Genomic DNA, 16,674 nt, shown 5'->3' with positions numbered 1-16,674 from the left:
TGACTTAAATGAAAGTATATCCAATTAGTCCAAGAGGCTATTGTAAAGGCGTTGTTAGAGCTATTCAAATAGCTAAGCAACAAGCAAATAAAAAAGATGTTTATATTTTAGGTATGATCGTCCATAACCAGTATATTGTTGATGCCCTTAAAAATCTTGGTATTAAAACCCTCGATAAAAAAGGAGCATCACGATTAGAATTACTAGACCAGGTTGATCATGGTACGATAATCATCACTGCTCATGGTGTTGATGAAAAAGTAATAAAAAAAGCTAAAGAAAAAAAACTAGAAGTTATTGATGCAACATGTCTTGATGTAATCAAAACTCATGATTTAATTAAAGAATATTTAGCTAAAGATTATGAAGTATTATATATTGGTAAAAATGGTCATCCTGAATCTGAAGGTTCATTAGGTATTGATCCTAAACATATTCATTTAATCGAACAAAATCTCGATATTGATAAATTAGATCCTAATAAAAATTATGTAATTACTAACCAGACTACAATGTCATTATATGATGTTTATCAAATTTGTAATTACGCCAAAGAAAAACTTCCTAATTTAACAATCGCTAAAGAAACCTGTCAAGCGACAACTATTCGTCAGGAAGCTATTGCAAAAATTCCTCAAGAAGTTGATATTGTCTTTATTGTTGGTGATCCTCATTCCAATAACACTAAAAAATTAGCTAATATAGCTAAAGAAAAATCTTTAAAAGAGACATATATGATTGAAAGTGTTCATGATATTGATATTGAATTGCTTAAAAACAAAAAAATCGCTGCTGTTAGTTCTGGGGCTTCAACACCAACATATTTAACTAATCAGGTGATTGAATATTTAAAACAATTTGATTATCAAGATCATAATACTTATCAAAAACCAGAACTTGATATGAGCAAAATAATTTAATTCATAATTTGAAAATAATAATGTTCTAATTACAACGATGATATAATGCAGGATGTTAATAATAAATAATGGAGAAAGAATATGGAAAAAAAGATTATATTTTTTGATGTTGACGGTACTTTAGTTGCCGGAGTTGATGGGGTTGAATATGTCCCTGAATCAACTAAAAAAGCAATTGCTTTAACTAGAGCTAAAGGAAATCTAGTATATTTATGTACTGGTAGAAGTAAAGCTGAAATCTATGATTTTATCCTTGATTGTGGTATTGATGGTGTTATTGGTGCTGGTGGCGGTTATGTTGAAATCGGTGATACCATGCTTTATCACAAAAAAGTTACTAAAGAGGCTGTAAATCATATGGTTGATTATTTTGAAGCTAATAATTTTGATTACTATGTTGAAAGTAATGGTGGTTTATTTGCTAGTAAAAATCTTGTAAAAAGATTGGAGCGTATTATTTATGGTGATATCGAAAATGATTTAGAAGCTAGAAAACGCTGGCAACGTAAAGAAAATCACTTTATTAATGCTTTGATTGAAGGTGAAGAATTACGCCGTGATGATATTAATAAAGCTTGTTTTTTAGAAAATCCAAATATTCCTTTTGATGATATTATTAATGAATTCAAAAATGAATTTAATGTTATTCATTGTACAGTACCTATGTTTGGTGATGACAGTGGTGAATTATCAGTTCCTAATATTCATAAGGCTAATGCTATTGAAACTTTAATTAATCATTTAGGAATTGATCGTAAAAATACTTATGCTTTTGGTGATGGCATGAATGATAAAGAAATGCTTGAATATGTAAATGTTGGTATTGCCGTTGGTAACGCTAAAGAAGGTTTAAAAGCGGTTGCCGATGAAGTAACTGATGATATTACTAATGATGGTATCTACAATGCCATGAAACGCCATAATTTAATTTAATGAAAAACAGTGTTTAGAATTTAACTAAACACTGTTTTAATAATATTTAAAATAATCCTGGCTTTTTGCACTAATTGCTTCAATATCCAATTCGTTTAAAATTTCAACTAATTTATCTTCCATGATAACTTCTAAATGATGAGGAACATCAATTAATACAATGTCATGATCTAAAGCATACTTGGCATGACGATGTTTACTATCACCAGTAATATAGGCATCAACACGATTAACTAATTGTTGCAAATCATCACTACCACTACCACCACAAATAGCTACTGTTTTAATTAACTTTTCTTTTCCCGCTAAACGTACTGGCACGTTATAAACTTTTTTAACTCGATCAACAAGTTCACTAGTCAGACATGGTTGTTTTAATGTTGCCATTTTTCCAACTTCAAGTTCATCATAACATTTAACATCAGTTACATCCAAAGCATTAATTAACCAGTCATTCATTGAAATTCCATTTTGACCACGGTCTAAACAAGTATGTAAACTATAAACTAAGATATCATTTTTAAATGCTAATTCCATAAACTTACCATGATGATTATTAGTATTTAAGTTATTAACTTCTTCTAACCAGAATGGATGATGAGTAACTAACATTTGACAATCGTTATCAATTGCTTTTTGTAAACTGATAATATCAGCATTTAAAGCTACCATAACTTTATTAATTTCTTTATCAACATTACCACATTGAACCCCACATTTATCCCAGGACATTTGTAAATGTAAAGGAAAATATTTTTCTAAATGGGCAATGATATTAGCTCCGTTCATGTAATACCTCCTCTATCATTTTCATTTTATCACTAATTTCATGATAACGGGGATGATCGTGTGGTAAAGTAGTTTGAATTTTTTGATAAACACGATATTGTTTTTCCCATTTTTCTTTAAATAAAGAGCCTTGATTATTAATCAGAATCGGTCCAAATTCTTCATCTTTTCGCGTATAAGTAATTGCTTTATTTTTTCGACTAGTAACAACCATCACTTCATATATATGTCCAGCATCTTTAACCATTCTTTCATCAACAATGATCCAGTCATTGGCAAAGAGATACTTGCGTAAGTGATCATTATTAGCATTAGCTTGTAAAAACATTACTTTAACTCCTCTTAAATACTCACGATGAGCATCTAAGATTTCACTAATCAAATAAGAACCCATGCCACTAATACTTATCATATCAACCTGGCGATTAATAAGTGGATCTAACCCATTTCCTAACAGGGCAAAGACCTGATCTTCTAAACCATGCATTTTAATCGTTTCTTTAGCTGACTCTAATGGCCCTTTAGCCACATCACAAGCATAAGCACATGTAATTATTTGATTTTTTACTAAATAACAAGGCAAATAACCATGATCACTGCCAATATCTGCTAAAGTGCTTCCTTGTTTATATTCACTAATTACATCAGCAATTAGCTGTAATCTTTTTGATAGTTTCATTTTAGCGATCTAAGAAATCCTTTAATCGTTTTGAACGTGATGGATGTTTTAATTTTCTTAAAGCTTTAGCTTCAATTTGACGAATTCTTTCTCTAGTAACACTGAATTCTTTTCCAACTTCTTCTAATGTTCTAGTACGACCATCATCAAGACCAAATCTTAATCGTAAAACTTTTTCTTCACGATCAGTTAACTCTAATAAAACTTCATTTAATTCATCTTTTAAAAGTTCGTTAGCTGCATAATCATCAGGAGACATTGCCCCTTCATCTTCAATGAAATCGCCTAAATGTGAATCATCTTCTTCACCAATAGGTGTTTCTAATGATACTGGTTCTAAAGAAATCTTTTGAATTTCACGAACTTTTTCTGGTGACATACCATCAACTCTTTCAGCAATTTCTTCTGCTGTTGGTTCACGACCTAACTCTTGAATTAATTGTCTTTGAATTCTAGTTAATTTATTAATTGTTTCTACCATATGAACAGGAATACGAATTGTTCTAGCTTGATCAGCAATTGCTCTAGTAATTGCCTGACGAATCCACCATGTTGCATAAGTTGAAAATTTGAATCCTTTAGTATAATCAAATTTTTCAACAGCTTTAATAAGCCCCATATTTCCTTCTTGAATCAAATCCAAAAATAACATTCCACGTCCCACATATCTTTTAGCAATAGAAACAACTAAACGTAAATTGGCAGCTGCTAATTGTTTTTTAGCTTCCTCGTCACCTTCTAAAATTCTTTTTGCTAAAGAGATTTCTTCATCATGCGTTAACAGTTCAACACGTCCAATTTCTTTTAAATACATTTTAACTGGATCGTTGATTTTAACATTGCTTCCTAATTGATTTTGATCCATTTCAGCATCAGATTCAGCAACTTGATACATATGAATTGTATCACCAGTCATCATATCAAAATCACCAGCAAAATCTAAATCAGGTGTATCATCATCCAATCCTAAGTCATCATCAAGACCTAAATCATCATCTAATCCTAAATCATCAGGAACACCAGCTAATAAAACATCATCTTCAACATCTAAATCATCTAATCCATCGTCAGAAATAACAATATCATTTTGACCGATGAATTCTAGTAAATCTTCAGCCATTTCATCACTTAGATCATAAGTAGATAAATAATTATCTATTTGATCTTGTGTCAAAATACCATTTCCTTTTTTGGCATCATTTAAAACAATATTTTTCAAATCATCAAACGATAGTGCAGTTACACTTTTTTTCTTCATACAATTACTCCTTATCTTTCAATGCTATGATTTCTTTTAAAATCTGGGCTTTTTGTTTAGGATCAAACGTATTAGCCAAAGCATCTGTTAATTCCTTTTTACGCATAATTACAGTTTTTTCTTTAATTACTTTTATATAATCATCAATTGCTTGATAATCCTTCAATTCTGGTAATTCTAATTGCGAAATTTCAATAATATTTTGGACTAAATTCTCATCTTCAATACTATCAATAAAATCTGCAATTTCTAAAACTGGATTTTGGCGATAATAATCAACAATGTATGAAGCGATAATTCGATAATTATCTTCAATCATAAATCCAATCTTCGCTTCATACTTTAATGCGACATTTTTATCAAGCATCATATAATATAATAAATCTTGTTGAGCTTGAGTATATTTATCAAGCAATTTTGTCGATTGCTTTTTAACTGGATAATTAACCTGTTTAACCTGATTAACTATCTGCATCGTATTTTTATAAATTAATTGTTCAATAATATTTTTAGAAAATCCGGATTTTTTCTCTAGTTTCTGGACATAATAATCTTGATCAACAATATCATCAAGATTGCTAATATCTCGAGCAATCATCTCTAAATACTGTTTACGATTTTCATAATTATTCATATTAGTCATTTCATAATAATAATCCATTTTAAAATCTAAAGCTGATAACGGATTATTTACTAATACTTGAAGTGCTGCTTGTCCTTGCTGATTTAAAAACTCATCAGGATCCAAACCATCTGGCAAAGCAATAACCTTAACTTTAAAACCAGCTTGTAACAATATTTCCATACTCTTTATTGTTGCATTACGTCCAGCCCGATCGCCATCTAAACAAAGATAGATAGTTCGTGTCAATCGTTTTAATAACTGAATATGACCATTAGTTAAAGCAGTCCCCATAATAGCTAAAACATTTTTTATTCCAGCTTTATAAAAGGCAATAACATCCATGAACCCTTCAGTAATAATTACATATCCAGCCTGACGTGTTGCTTCACCTACTCGGTGATAATTATATAAAGTATTCCCTTTAATAAATATGGCTGATTCTGGGGAATTCATATATTTAGATTCATTTTGACTAGGCTGATAAATTCGCCCACTAAAACCAACGACTCTTCCAAGGGCATCGTGAAGCGGGAACATGATTCGATCAACAAAGCGATCATAGCCATTACCAGCTTCGATGATCAAACCAGATTCATACATTTTTACTTTATCAAAATTCATTTTTTCAAAAGCTTTTAATAAAATCTGGTTAGAAGGTGCATAGCCAATTTCAAATGTTTCAATTATTTCATCATCCATTTGTCGTTTATCTAAATACTCTTTAGCTGTTAAAGCAAGTTTTGTCGTCAAATAGTGACGATAAATCTTATTGGCCTCTTCATGCATTAAAAATAATGGTTCTAATTTTTCATCAACATGTTTAACCCGATTTTCTAGGTTATATTGACTAATATCAACATTACCCATTTGAGCTACCATCTTGACAGCTTCAATGTAGGGGATTTTTAGATAATCTTTTAAAAAAGTAAAGACATTACCAGCATGATCACAAACAAAACACTTATAAATCTGACGTTCTGGTGAAATTGACATTGAAGGATTAGAATCATCATGAAAAGGACATAAAGCAAGATAATTACGCCCCTTTTTTTGCAGTGGCAAATATGTACCAATCACATCAACTATATCAACACTTTGTCTAATTTCCGTGATCTTTTCCGGTGATAGTCTTGGCATCTAATCAGCTCCTTATTAAAAGATTAATTTTTTATTTAAATAATCAACTAATTCATCAATTGGTAAACGAATTTGTTCCATTGTATCACGATCACGAACTGTTACAGTATTATCATTTACTGAATCAAAGTCAACAGTAATACAATAAGGTGTACCAATAGCGTCTTGACGACGATAACGTTTTCCAATTTGTCCAGCGACATCAAATTCACAATTAAAATATTTTGATAATAAATTATATACTTCTGTTGCTTTATCACTTTGTTTTTTAGTCAGTGGTAAAATTGCTGCTTTAAATGGTGCTACACAAGGATGTAAATGCATTACTGTTCTTGTATCGCCACCTTCTAACTCTTCTTCTTCATAACTATCACAAAGTACTGATAAGAATAAACGATCAGCACCAACAGAAGGTTCAATTACATATGGAACATATTTTTCATTTGTTGTTGGATCTAAATATTCCATTGATTTATTTGAATAATTTTGATGTTGTGTTAAATCGTAATCAGTACGATCAGCGATTCCCCATAATTCACCCCAACCAAATGGGAAATTATATTCAACATCGCAAGTTGCTTTTGAATAGAAAGATAATTCTTCCTTTTCATGATCTCTAAAACGTAAATTTTCTTCTTTTAATCCTAAATCAAATAAGAATTTTTGACAATATTCTTTCCAATATTCAAACCATTCTAAGTCAGTATCTGGTTTACAGAAAAATTCCAATTCCATTTGTTCAAATTCACGAGTTCTAAAAATAAAGTTACCTGGTGTAATTTCATTTCTAAATGCTTTTCCAATTTGTCCAATTCCAAAAGGAACTTTTTTACGTGTTGTTCTTTGAATATTTTTGAAGTTTACAAAAATCCCTTGAGCAGTTTCTGGTCTTAAGTAAACTACTGATTTATCATCTTCAACAACACCCATTCTTGTTTCAAACATTAATTTAAATTGACGAACGTCAGTAAAATTACTTTTACCACAATTAGGACAAACGATGTTGTGATCTTTAATATATTGAACTGTTTGTTCACTTGTCCATCCTTCACTATGAACGTTTGGATCATAAGCTTCAATTAATTTATCAGCACGGTGTCTTGTTTTACATTCTTTACAGTCGATTAAAGGATCTGAAAAGCTGCTTACATGTCCACTTGCTTCCCATACTTTAGGGTTCATAAAAATTGCAGAATCTAATCCAACATTATAAGGTGATTGTTGAATAAAACGTTTCCACCATAATTGTTTAATATTGTTTTTCATTTCCACACCAACAGGACCATAATCCCAAGTATTTGCAAGACCATCATAGATTTGTGAACCTTGGTAAACAAATCCCATTGTTTTTGCGTGATTTACTAATTTTTCCATATCTTTAGCTGCCATAAATTACTCCTTTTTCTTGATATAAACAATGAATGACTTGAACACAGTCAAGTCAAATAAAGGCAATAAGCTGTTTAATATCTTTTTTTCGTGCACATATAAAATACCCTTATAGTGGTTATTTGTCAACCAACTATAAGGGTTCTAAATGAAGGTCCGATTATTCAACCAGTCTAAAATATCCTGGTATATTTCTAGACGTTGTTTATCATGTAACAAATCATTATGACTATCATTATAAAGTTTTAAAGTTATATCTTTTTGTCCTTGAGCCTTTAAATTATCATATAACCATTTAGGTCCAATCCCAAAATCACCGAAAGGATCTTTAGCTCCAGAAAGAATTAAAATAGAAACATAGTTAGGTATTTTTTTTATATTTTGATTAAGTGATACTTCACGTATCAATTCTAACACTTCATTATAAGCATTATTTGTATATGTAAAATCTGTAAATGGATCTTCTACATACTGAGCCATTTCCCGGTTATCCCCAGTTTGATAATAACTATCTTTATCATGTGAAAACAGCTTATTGATAACATTTTTACGAACTGTTTTTGAGCGATGCATTGGTCCTTTAAATAATATATCACCTTTAATAATCAATTTTTTTAATTTAATAAAATGCTGTTTACCACAAGTTCCTAACAATATAGCCCCTTGAACAAAATCCCCATAATTAGCTAGATATTGTCTTAAAACCAGCGATCCCAATTGATTACCAATCATAAAATATGGTAAATCCGGATATCTAGCTGCCATAATATTTCGTAACCGATGCATATCTTCTACTAATGTCTTGGTAGCATCGCCAATTCCAAAATAACCTTGTTCATAATTAAACAATGAAGTTCCATGCCCTGGAAAATCACTTACAACTACCACAAAACCTTCATGTGCCAAATATTCAGCAAAGCGCTCATATCGTCCCGAATGCTCAGACATGGCATGATGAATCTGGACCACAGCTTTATAGCGAATCATTACAGTTGGCAAATAAACATCAAATTTTACATGTGTTGCCGTCGATGAAGAATATCGTTCTGTAGATTTCATGCCAATATTTCCCCCTCATTTATTTTACTATATTGTTATATTATATACATAATTTGTAAAAAAATAAACAAAATCCACAAAACTTAACAAAATAACTGCTAAAAAATGATGATTTAACCATATTTTTTTAATAAACCTTCAAATTTAGTATTTATAAACCAAAAAAGCTCTTGGATTTCCAAAAGCTTTTTATAAAAAATCTTTACAAGAAACTAGTAAATCTATTTTTTGCCATTGAACTTCTTCATCAATACAGTTTCCCTCTTCTACTGAAGCAAAACCGCATTGTGGCGATAAAGCAATATTATCACCAACTACTTCTTTTGCTTGTAAATAACGTTTTTTAATTTCATCATGGCTTTCTAAAACAGGATTTTTAGTAGATATTAAACCAGCTACAAATGTTTTATCACTACCTTTTAATATTGACCATGGTTCAAAAGAGCCAGAACGTTCATCATCATATTCAACAAAAAAGCCATCATAAGGGATTTGACAAATAATTGGTGCTATCGAATCATATAATCCGGCAAACAATGGATAACCCTTAAAATTACCTTTACAAAAATGATTAGCGATAATCATATCCTTAGGTTTATTTTCTAACGCTTTAGTAGAAACAGTTTTAAACCATTGTAAAACTTCTTCTTTTTGATAACCTAAATCACTAACTTTTTTACAAAAATCTGCATCGATCATATAAGTCCATGATGTATCATCAATTTGTAAATAACGACAACCATGATCATAGAAATCCTTGATCGCTTCTTGATAAGCAAGAGCAATATCATCGATCAAAGCATTTAAATCTGTTCCATAATAAGGAATTTCTTTTAACCCAAGTTGTAAAAAATGATCTACTAAAATCATATTAGGACCTGAGATACATTTTTTAGCTTCAACCCCAGGATATTTTTTAACTAAATTATATAAAAAATCCCACGCCTGTATTTCTGGATGGTTAGCACTACGATCATAACTTATTTTTCCACAAACCATTCCTAATTCAATCTTATTTACTTGACCATTACGCTCTTTTTCTAAATGTTTAGTCGTAAAACCATCAAATTCTTTTAACCAGTCTAAATGCCACCAGCGACGTCTAAATTCACCATCAGTAACGATTTTTAATCCATGTTCTACTTCTTTTGCTACTAATTTTTCAATTTCTTGATCTTCAACTTCTCTTAACTCTTCAATACTAATTTTACCATCAAAGTATTTTTTACGTGCTTCTTTTATCTCTTGTGGTCTTAAAAAAGACCCAACAATATCATATTTGATCTTTAACATTTTTCTACCACCTTTTTTCTAAAAAAATGGTATCGTTTTTTTAGAAAATTGTAAAATATTAAAAATATGAGCTTTGCTATAGTTTTAAACTATAGCCATTTTCTAAAATCAATTTCGATATATTACCATTAAAACTCAATAAAACAGTAATGCAAGGATATATTAAACGTTGTTTATATCATGGAAATATACAAAAAAGGATAAGCCTTTTTTCTAACTAATAAACTACTCAAAAAATAAACTAAAAAAGCGTTAATACACATCTAATTAAAAATAGTTAATCTATTTTTAAATCATTTAAATTTTCAAGTTCTGTGTTAACAAAGTAATTATCATTATTTAGCCCTATCAATGATCTGTCCATTTAATCATTTTTATAAATAATTCATGTAGCAACGACTACATAAATTGATGCATGACAATCAAACATTCAATCCATCAATCACAAGACATTCTTTGAATGAGGAACAATTTTTAAATTTCACGATTGTTCCAATGCATTTTCACTAATTTTGCTTACCATTTATTTTGAGGAGAGTTGCCTCATATAACGATTAAAAAAAGAACATCTGTTATTTTCTAACATCTGTTCTTTATATATTAATTATTGAAAAAATTTTTCCATCTTTAAAAAGAATTGATTATTTATCCTAAATAATTTTAAAAAGAAAGCAATATTATCATGATAATCTTTTTAAATATTTCTTGTCCTTGATTAATTTTCTAAAAATTAATCATAACTAATCTTTTATATAAAATAACCAATAATATTTTAAAAATCATCATTAAATTTAAAATTCCTATAATAAAATACCAATTTATACATATCCTTCATAATATAAATTATGATTAAATTAAAGAAATCATAAATTCATATTCGTCAGAGTCCGCTCCACTTATACAATATTGTGGTAAAATTGGTGCTCCCCAACTATCATCACCACCAACTCCCATTTGTTTAGAAGCAATGGTAACATATGTATAATAAGAAGGACTCAACTCCTCTTGATGCAGTGACTGCTGAAGTTCCTCAAAACTATAAGGTAATACTGTAGCTTCAAATGGTTGCTTTAACATTTCAAACCTTATCCCTTTTTGATTATCATCAATCAAGTCTAAATATCGAACACCACATCTATTCCCGCATTCTTGTGGTTTAAGATATGGAGTCACATTTTCTAAAATGTTCTGTTTATATATATCTAGTTTTGTTCCATTCTTTCTGTCAATATAATTTTCTTGTGGTCCTAAACCGTAATATTTAAAGTAATCTGTTGTCTTATACAATTTAAAACGCATTCCAATTAATGGGATTTCAGGTAGTCCTTCTTGGCCATAATATTTCATATTTACTTTAATAAACTGATGAGCGCTTACTGTATAAATAACATCGACTTTTGTCTTTGGTAATACTGGCAATTCATAACGATACAAAATACAAACACTTTTTCCATCTTCACCAATTTGATATTCAAACTTCGTACAATCAAAAGCAATTGAAGCCCCATACCAAGCAATAGAATGAACATCATGTTTATAACCCTTCTCATTATCAGTTGTTGCACGCCAGAAAACTGGTCTAGGTGCTCTTGCGATATATTCAATCCCATCATTTTTTAATGAAATCAAGCCCTCACTATTAGCAAATAGCGCCTTAAGTTTTCCACATCGCACTCCAATATTGCCATCTCCAACAACAATTTTCAACTCATCTTCATGATGAATTTGGTTATGATATGAACCAACTACCGACTGCCCATAAGCAACTTCATATCCGGCCTTTTCCCATAAAGTATCTTTCTTTAAGATTGCACTGACAATTTTAACAGCTTCTTGATTTTCGACGCTTAACCAAGGAATTTCAATTTCTTTTGTCTGCCCAGGTGCAATATCAGTTTTTACTGTTCCTTTTTGTAAAATATGATCACCTTGTTTTAACACGTAAACAAAATCATATTGATTTGTATTGGTAAATAACATTTTATTTTTTATCACCACACCCTTTTGTGTAGGTGAAATGACAATATCCTGATATAAATATTTAACTTCCTGAACCTTTGGTGAAAGAGTTCTATCAGCAAAAATGATACCATCACCACAAAAATTATAATCAGTAAAGCGATCTTTAAAATCACCACCATACCCTAAAACTTTATTTCCTTGCTCATTAACATAATAAACAGCCTGATCTATATAATCCCAAATAAACCCACCTTGATATTGGTCATACTGATCTTCTAAGTCAACATAATGCTTCATTCCACCAAGTGAATTTCCCATGGCATGCATATATTCACAGCTAATATATGGTTTTTCAGGATTTGTTCCCAAATATTCTTCAATATCAGCAACTTTTGCATACATACGTGATTCCATATCAGTAGCATCATTATAATCTCTATTCCAAAAACAACCTTCATAATGAACTAGTCGACGCGGGTCATGTTCTCTAAAAAATTGCGCCATGGCTACAATGTTTGTCCCAGCGTATGATTCATTTCCACATGACCAAATAAGAATAGACGGATGATTCTTATCTCTTTCAAACATAGATTGAGCACGATCAATAACAACATCTTTCCATTCCGGCAGATTTCCAGGAATATTCCAAGATGGATCACATTTTCCTAGTTTTTGCCATGATCCATGCGTTTCTAAATTAGTTTCATCAATTAAATAGATACCATACTCATCACATAAATCATACCACAATGATTGATTTGGATAGTGTGATGTACGTACTGCATTAATGTTATTCTTTTTCATAAACTGGATATCAAACAACATGTCCTCTTTAGTAATAGCCCTTCCTCTATCCGCAGAAAACTCATGGCGATTAATACCTCTAAAAACAATTCTTTTGCCATTTATTTTCATAATACCATTGTCCATTTGAAATTCTCTAAAACCAAATTTTTGAGGTACTACTTCAATTAAACGACTATTTGAATCAAATAAACTAAATACAAATGTATATAAATATGGATCTTCAGCAGACCATAAATGAACATTATTTAATTCGAAATTAAGATTCTGAAAGTTATCCTGCTTCATTTGATAAACAGTGTGATTATCTCTATCTAAAATATCCAGGCTTAAACTTCCATATTCCGCTCCAACAACATCATATTCTACTCTAACTTGAGCATTTTGATAATTATTTTTTAAATCAGTATATATAAATAAATCTCTTATATGTAAATCGTCATAAGCATACAAATTTACATCTCTAAAAATACCAGAAAAACGCCAAAAATCTTGATCTTCTAACCAACTTGCGCTTGAACGTTTGTAAACTTCAACGGCTAGTTTATTTTTTCCTTCTTTTAATACATCAGAAACATCAAAAGCAGATGGTGTAAATGAATCTTCACTATATCCAACAAATTTTCCATTTAACCAAACATAAAAAGCTGTTTCAACACCATCAAAAACCAAATTAACTTTTTTGTTTTGAAGTGCACTATTCAGTTCAAAATAACGAACATAGCTTCCTACTGGATTATATTCTTTAGAAATAAATGGCGGTCTAAGTTCTTCGTGTCCATCCCATGGATATAAGGTATTTATATACTGCATTTGATCATAACCCTGCATTTGAATATGACCAGGAACAGTAATTTCATCAAAATCACGACAATCTCTTTCCTCTTTATAAAAATCTACATCTCTTTCTTGAGAATTTTTTGCATATTTAAATTTCCATATTCCATTTAATGATTGTTTTAATTCCATCGATTTACTATTCAAAGCATCATCAAGATTTTGATAATATTTATGATTGCTTGTTGCATCTAATCTATTTACTGCAAATATTTCCGGATTTTCTAACCAATCTAACGTAGGCATTATATTTTTTTCTTTCATTTTTACCCTCCTTATATAATATATTTTATAAAGATTACTGGCTATCTTTACAGATTTATTTCAAAATGAAAAAATCCTAAATCATTAGTAACTCTATTATTTAAACTTAATCTTTAATTGTTTCTTCGAATATGTTATTTGCCAGTCCCTTAATTTTTGATACAAATACAATTGGTTTTAAATCATGATCTGACCTTTCAATATTGAATTGCCATCTTAACATACAATTTCTTTGACCTATCCACCCAGTTTCACTTTCATCAACATATTTTCTTTTTCAAAGATAGATATTCGTTTATAAGTAACCGGTTTCCTCTAATACTGATTTTACACTTTCTCCATCTTCAAAGCAACTATGAAACACAGAGAGTTTTGTGTTCTAAAGCAAGATATAGATTTATCTGAATAGTCAACATGACCTTTATCTTTTTCAATATTTTTGTTTTTGATTTCTGAATAAATATCCCATCTAAAAAGCAGTCAAATTGGTCGATAACTATAGTTAGTGAACCACTTTCAACATCGTATGCAAATCCCTGTTAATTTTTACAATTTATAGGTACCCAACATTCTATGAAAACTTACTATTTCAAAAATTATCAGTCTTAACAATGATTCTACATCATGTATAACTATAGACAAAAATACCTCTCGACAGCAAATTTGACAAGATAAACTATTTACCAAAGATAATTTTGCAATCAAGAGGTATATATTAATTTTTATAATTGTCCAATGAAACAATCAAAATCTATTTATTTCGTAAAAGCTTTAAAGAATATCTATTATACATTTTCTTCTTGTTCTAAAAGATACTCTTTATCAATTGCTTTAATAAATGGCAAATAAATAAACACACCCAAAATAATCAATACAACTTGTAAGATTGAACCCTGCCAACCACTGGCTAAAAAACCAGAGATGATAGGTGGGGTTGTCCAAGGTAAAATAACACCATTTGTAATAGGAACCAGCCCAATAAACATCGTTATATAACTAATTACTATATTAATTAATGGTATCAAAATAAACGGAATAGCTAATGTTGGATTCAAAACAATCGGCAATCCAAAAATTACCGGTTCATTAATACCAAAAAAGCCAGGTAAGATGGCTAACTTCCCTAATTGCTTAATTCTTTTTGATTTACAGAAAAAGAACATTGCAAGCAGTAATGACAAAGTTGAACCGCCACCACCGTATGTGGCAAATAAATCCTGAAATTGCTGATTAATGATATGTATAGGAGCTTGACCAGCAGCTACCGCAGCCTGGTTTTCTGAAGACAATACAATCAAAATTGGATTAAACACAGATCCAGTAACATTTGTTCCATGAATACCGAACAGCCATAATACATGAGCAACCAAATAGACGATTATCATAGCTCCTAAAGAATCTCCAACATTTTGAAGCGGTGTTTGTAATATTGTATAAACAAAAGTAAAAGGATCATTCCAAGGTGTCAATACAAATAAGACGCGGACCATTAAAAAAATAATAACAACCATGGAAATAGGAATTAAATCGGAAAATGACTGACTGACAGTTGGTGGAACACCATCTGGCATTTTGATTACCCATCCTTTATTAAAAATATATTTATATAGTAAAATAGATGTAAAGGCACAGATAATACCAATAAAAATTCCTTTAGCTCCTACCCAATCAAGCGGAATACTAGAAACAGAAAAAGGAACACTATCTTTTGGTAACAAAGAAACAATACTATCATCTGGTGTAAACAAAGTTGTAAATGGCATTAAAATAAACCAGGTTAAAATAGCAGTAATTCCACCAGAAGATGGACTGATTCCTTCCTGTTTGGCAAAGTTCATCCCGATTCCATAAATAATGAATATAGCCATAATAGAAACAGTAACTGTTGATGGAATAGAAAGTAAAGACGATAATGATTGACCATTAATCGTTGTTGCTGCTAACCAATCGGTCCAGGCAGTGATTGGAAAATTGGTAATCAATGTAAAAAACGAACCAACAATTAATAACGGCATCGCAAGTGTCATTCCATCACGCAGTGATACAAGATATTTATTTTGTCCGATCATCGCAGCAATAGGTAACAGCTTGTCTTCAAACTTCTCCATAAAATTCATATAATTTCCCCCTTTTATTAATTTACCAAAGATAAATAATCATGATGATTTTAAATACTCGATTCTTGTCGATGCAATGAAATCATGTAAAGCACGTCCTTTTATCAACACAAATAGACAAGAAATAAATGAAAGTACATATGCAAATATCATCAGATTACTTGAAGTAAAAATACTTGTATGAAAAAGTAAATCAAATAATTGTCTTATTGTTCCTGTTAAAGAAATGATTACACCTTCTAATACAGTAAGTCCTATAATTTGCCTTAAAAATAGGCTGAAAAAAGAAATATCTTGACCATTATTATTAATAATTTTTATTTTTAAAATTCGTTTTCCTAATGTTTGTCCTGGCCAAATGAAAAATGGTATAATAAAAAAATAGAATATACCAAAAACAACTCCTGCAATTCCAGCCAAATAAGCTACTAATAAACTTTCTTTACTTATTTCCAGTAAATTTGTCTGCATCTGTGTTTGGTTAAAAACGCACCCATAAATCAATACGATTGGTATATTTATAAATATTCCCCCGATATACCAATCTATTACATAGGCAATAAAACGTCTGCCAATTAATTTCACTAACTTATTCAAAAAACTCACCC

12 protein-coding genes are annotated in these 16,674 nt (G+C 30.3%); 2 read left to right on the top strand and 10 right to left on the bottom strand.

The window, feature by feature from the left end; all coding sequences use genetic code 11:
- Window positions 1–8 precede the first annotated feature (8 nt).
- Both B5F09_RS01230 and B5F09_RS01225 read left to right on the top strand, forming a co-directional pair.
- On the top strand, window positions 9–920 hold the full coding sequence (locus B5F09_RS01230) for a 4-hydroxy-3-methylbut-2-enyl diphosphate reductase (RefSeq protein ID WP_087370746.1): 912 nt from the start codon (window positions 9–11) through the stop codon (window positions 918–920).
- Window positions 921–1,001: 81 nt separating this feature from the next.
- Window positions 1,002–1,853 (top strand): Cof-type HAD-IIB family hydrolase, encoded by an 852-nt coding sequence (locus B5F09_RS01225; RefSeq protein ID WP_087301885.1) that lies wholly within the window; start codon window positions 1,002–1,004, stop codon window positions 1,851–1,853.
- A 36-nt stretch (window positions 1,854–1,889) separates the two neighbouring features.
- Here the strand turns inward: B5F09_RS01225 and B5F09_RS01220 are convergent, their stop codons facing one another.
- From B5F09_RS01220 to B5F09_RS01175, 10 genes are all read right to left on the bottom strand, one after another.
- The gene (locus tag B5F09_RS01220; RefSeq protein WP_087301887.1) at window positions 1,890–2,642 is read right to left on the bottom strand and encodes a Nif3-like dinuclear metal center hexameric protein; all 753 of its coding nucleotides are present in this window, start codon (window positions 2,640–2,642) and stop codon (window positions 1,890–1,892) included.
- Complete coding sequence (locus tag B5F09_RS01215) at window positions 2,629–3,321, bottom strand: class I SAM-dependent methyltransferase (protein ID WP_087370742.1); 693 nt, start codon at window positions 3,319–3,321, stop codon at window positions 2,629–2,631. Before B5F09_RS01215 ends, B5F09_RS01220 begins: the two co-directional genes overlap by 14 nt.
- Window position 3,322: 1 nt before the next feature.
- Complete coding sequence (gene rpoD, locus B5F09_RS01210) at window positions 3,323–4,579, bottom strand: RNA polymerase sigma factor RpoD (protein ID WP_087301891.1); 1,257 nt, start codon at window positions 4,577–4,579, stop codon at window positions 3,323–3,325.
- A gap of 4 nt (window positions 4,580–4,583) precedes the next feature.
- Window positions 4,584–6,341 carry a DNA primase gene (gene dnaG, locus B5F09_RS01205; RefSeq protein ID WP_087301893.1) on the bottom strand — a complete coding sequence of 586 codons (1,758 nt, stop codon included), beginning with the start codon at window positions 6,339–6,341 and terminating at the stop codon, window positions 4,584–4,586.
- Between the two features lie 15 nt (window positions 6,342–6,356).
- On the bottom strand, window positions 6,357–7,730 hold the full coding sequence (locus B5F09_RS01200) for a glycine--tRNA ligase (protein WP_087301895.1): 1,374 nt from the start codon (window positions 7,728–7,730) through the stop codon (window positions 6,357–6,359).
- 144 nt (window positions 7,731–7,874) lie between these two features.
- Entirely contained in the window at window positions 7,875–8,789 is a 915-nt protein-coding gene (locus B5F09_RS01195; RefSeq protein WP_087370738.1) for an alpha/beta fold hydrolase, read from the bottom strand.
- 189 nt (window positions 8,790–8,978) lie between these two features.
- Complete coding sequence (locus B5F09_RS01190) at window positions 8,979–10,082, bottom strand: 5-methyltetrahydropteroyltriglutamate--homocysteine S-methyltransferase (protein ID WP_087370735.1); 1,104 nt, start codon at window positions 10,080–10,082, stop codon at window positions 8,979–8,981.
- An 849-nt stretch (window positions 10,083–10,931) separates the two neighbouring features.
- Window positions 10,932–13,949, bottom strand: a complete 3,018-nt coding sequence (locus B5F09_RS01185) for a glycoside hydrolase family 2 TIM barrel-domain containing protein (RefSeq protein WP_087370732.1) — start codon at window positions 13,947–13,949, stop codon at window positions 10,932–10,934.
- 785 nt (window positions 13,950–14,734) lie between these two features.
- Window positions 14,735–16,066, bottom strand: coding sequence for a PTS sugar transporter subunit IIC (locus B5F09_RS01180; protein WP_087370729.1), 1,332 nt, complete (start codon window positions 16,064–16,066; stop codon window positions 14,735–14,737).
- Between the two features lie 39 nt (window positions 16,067–16,105).
- Window positions 16,106–16,663, bottom strand: a complete 558-nt coding sequence (locus B5F09_RS01175; protein WP_158095794.1) for an RDD family protein — start codon at window positions 16,661–16,663, stop codon at window positions 16,106–16,108.
- Window positions 16,664–16,674 lie beyond the last annotated feature (11 nt).

The organism is Erysipelatoclostridium sp. An173, from assembly GCF_002160495.1.
Taxonomy (GTDB): domain Bacteria; phylum Bacillota_I; class Bacilli_A; order Erysipelotrichales; family Coprobacillaceae; genus Thomasclavelia; species Thomasclavelia merdavium.
Note: the sequence above shows the minus strand (reverse complement) of the source record. Positions and strands in the feature narration are given on the sequence as shown.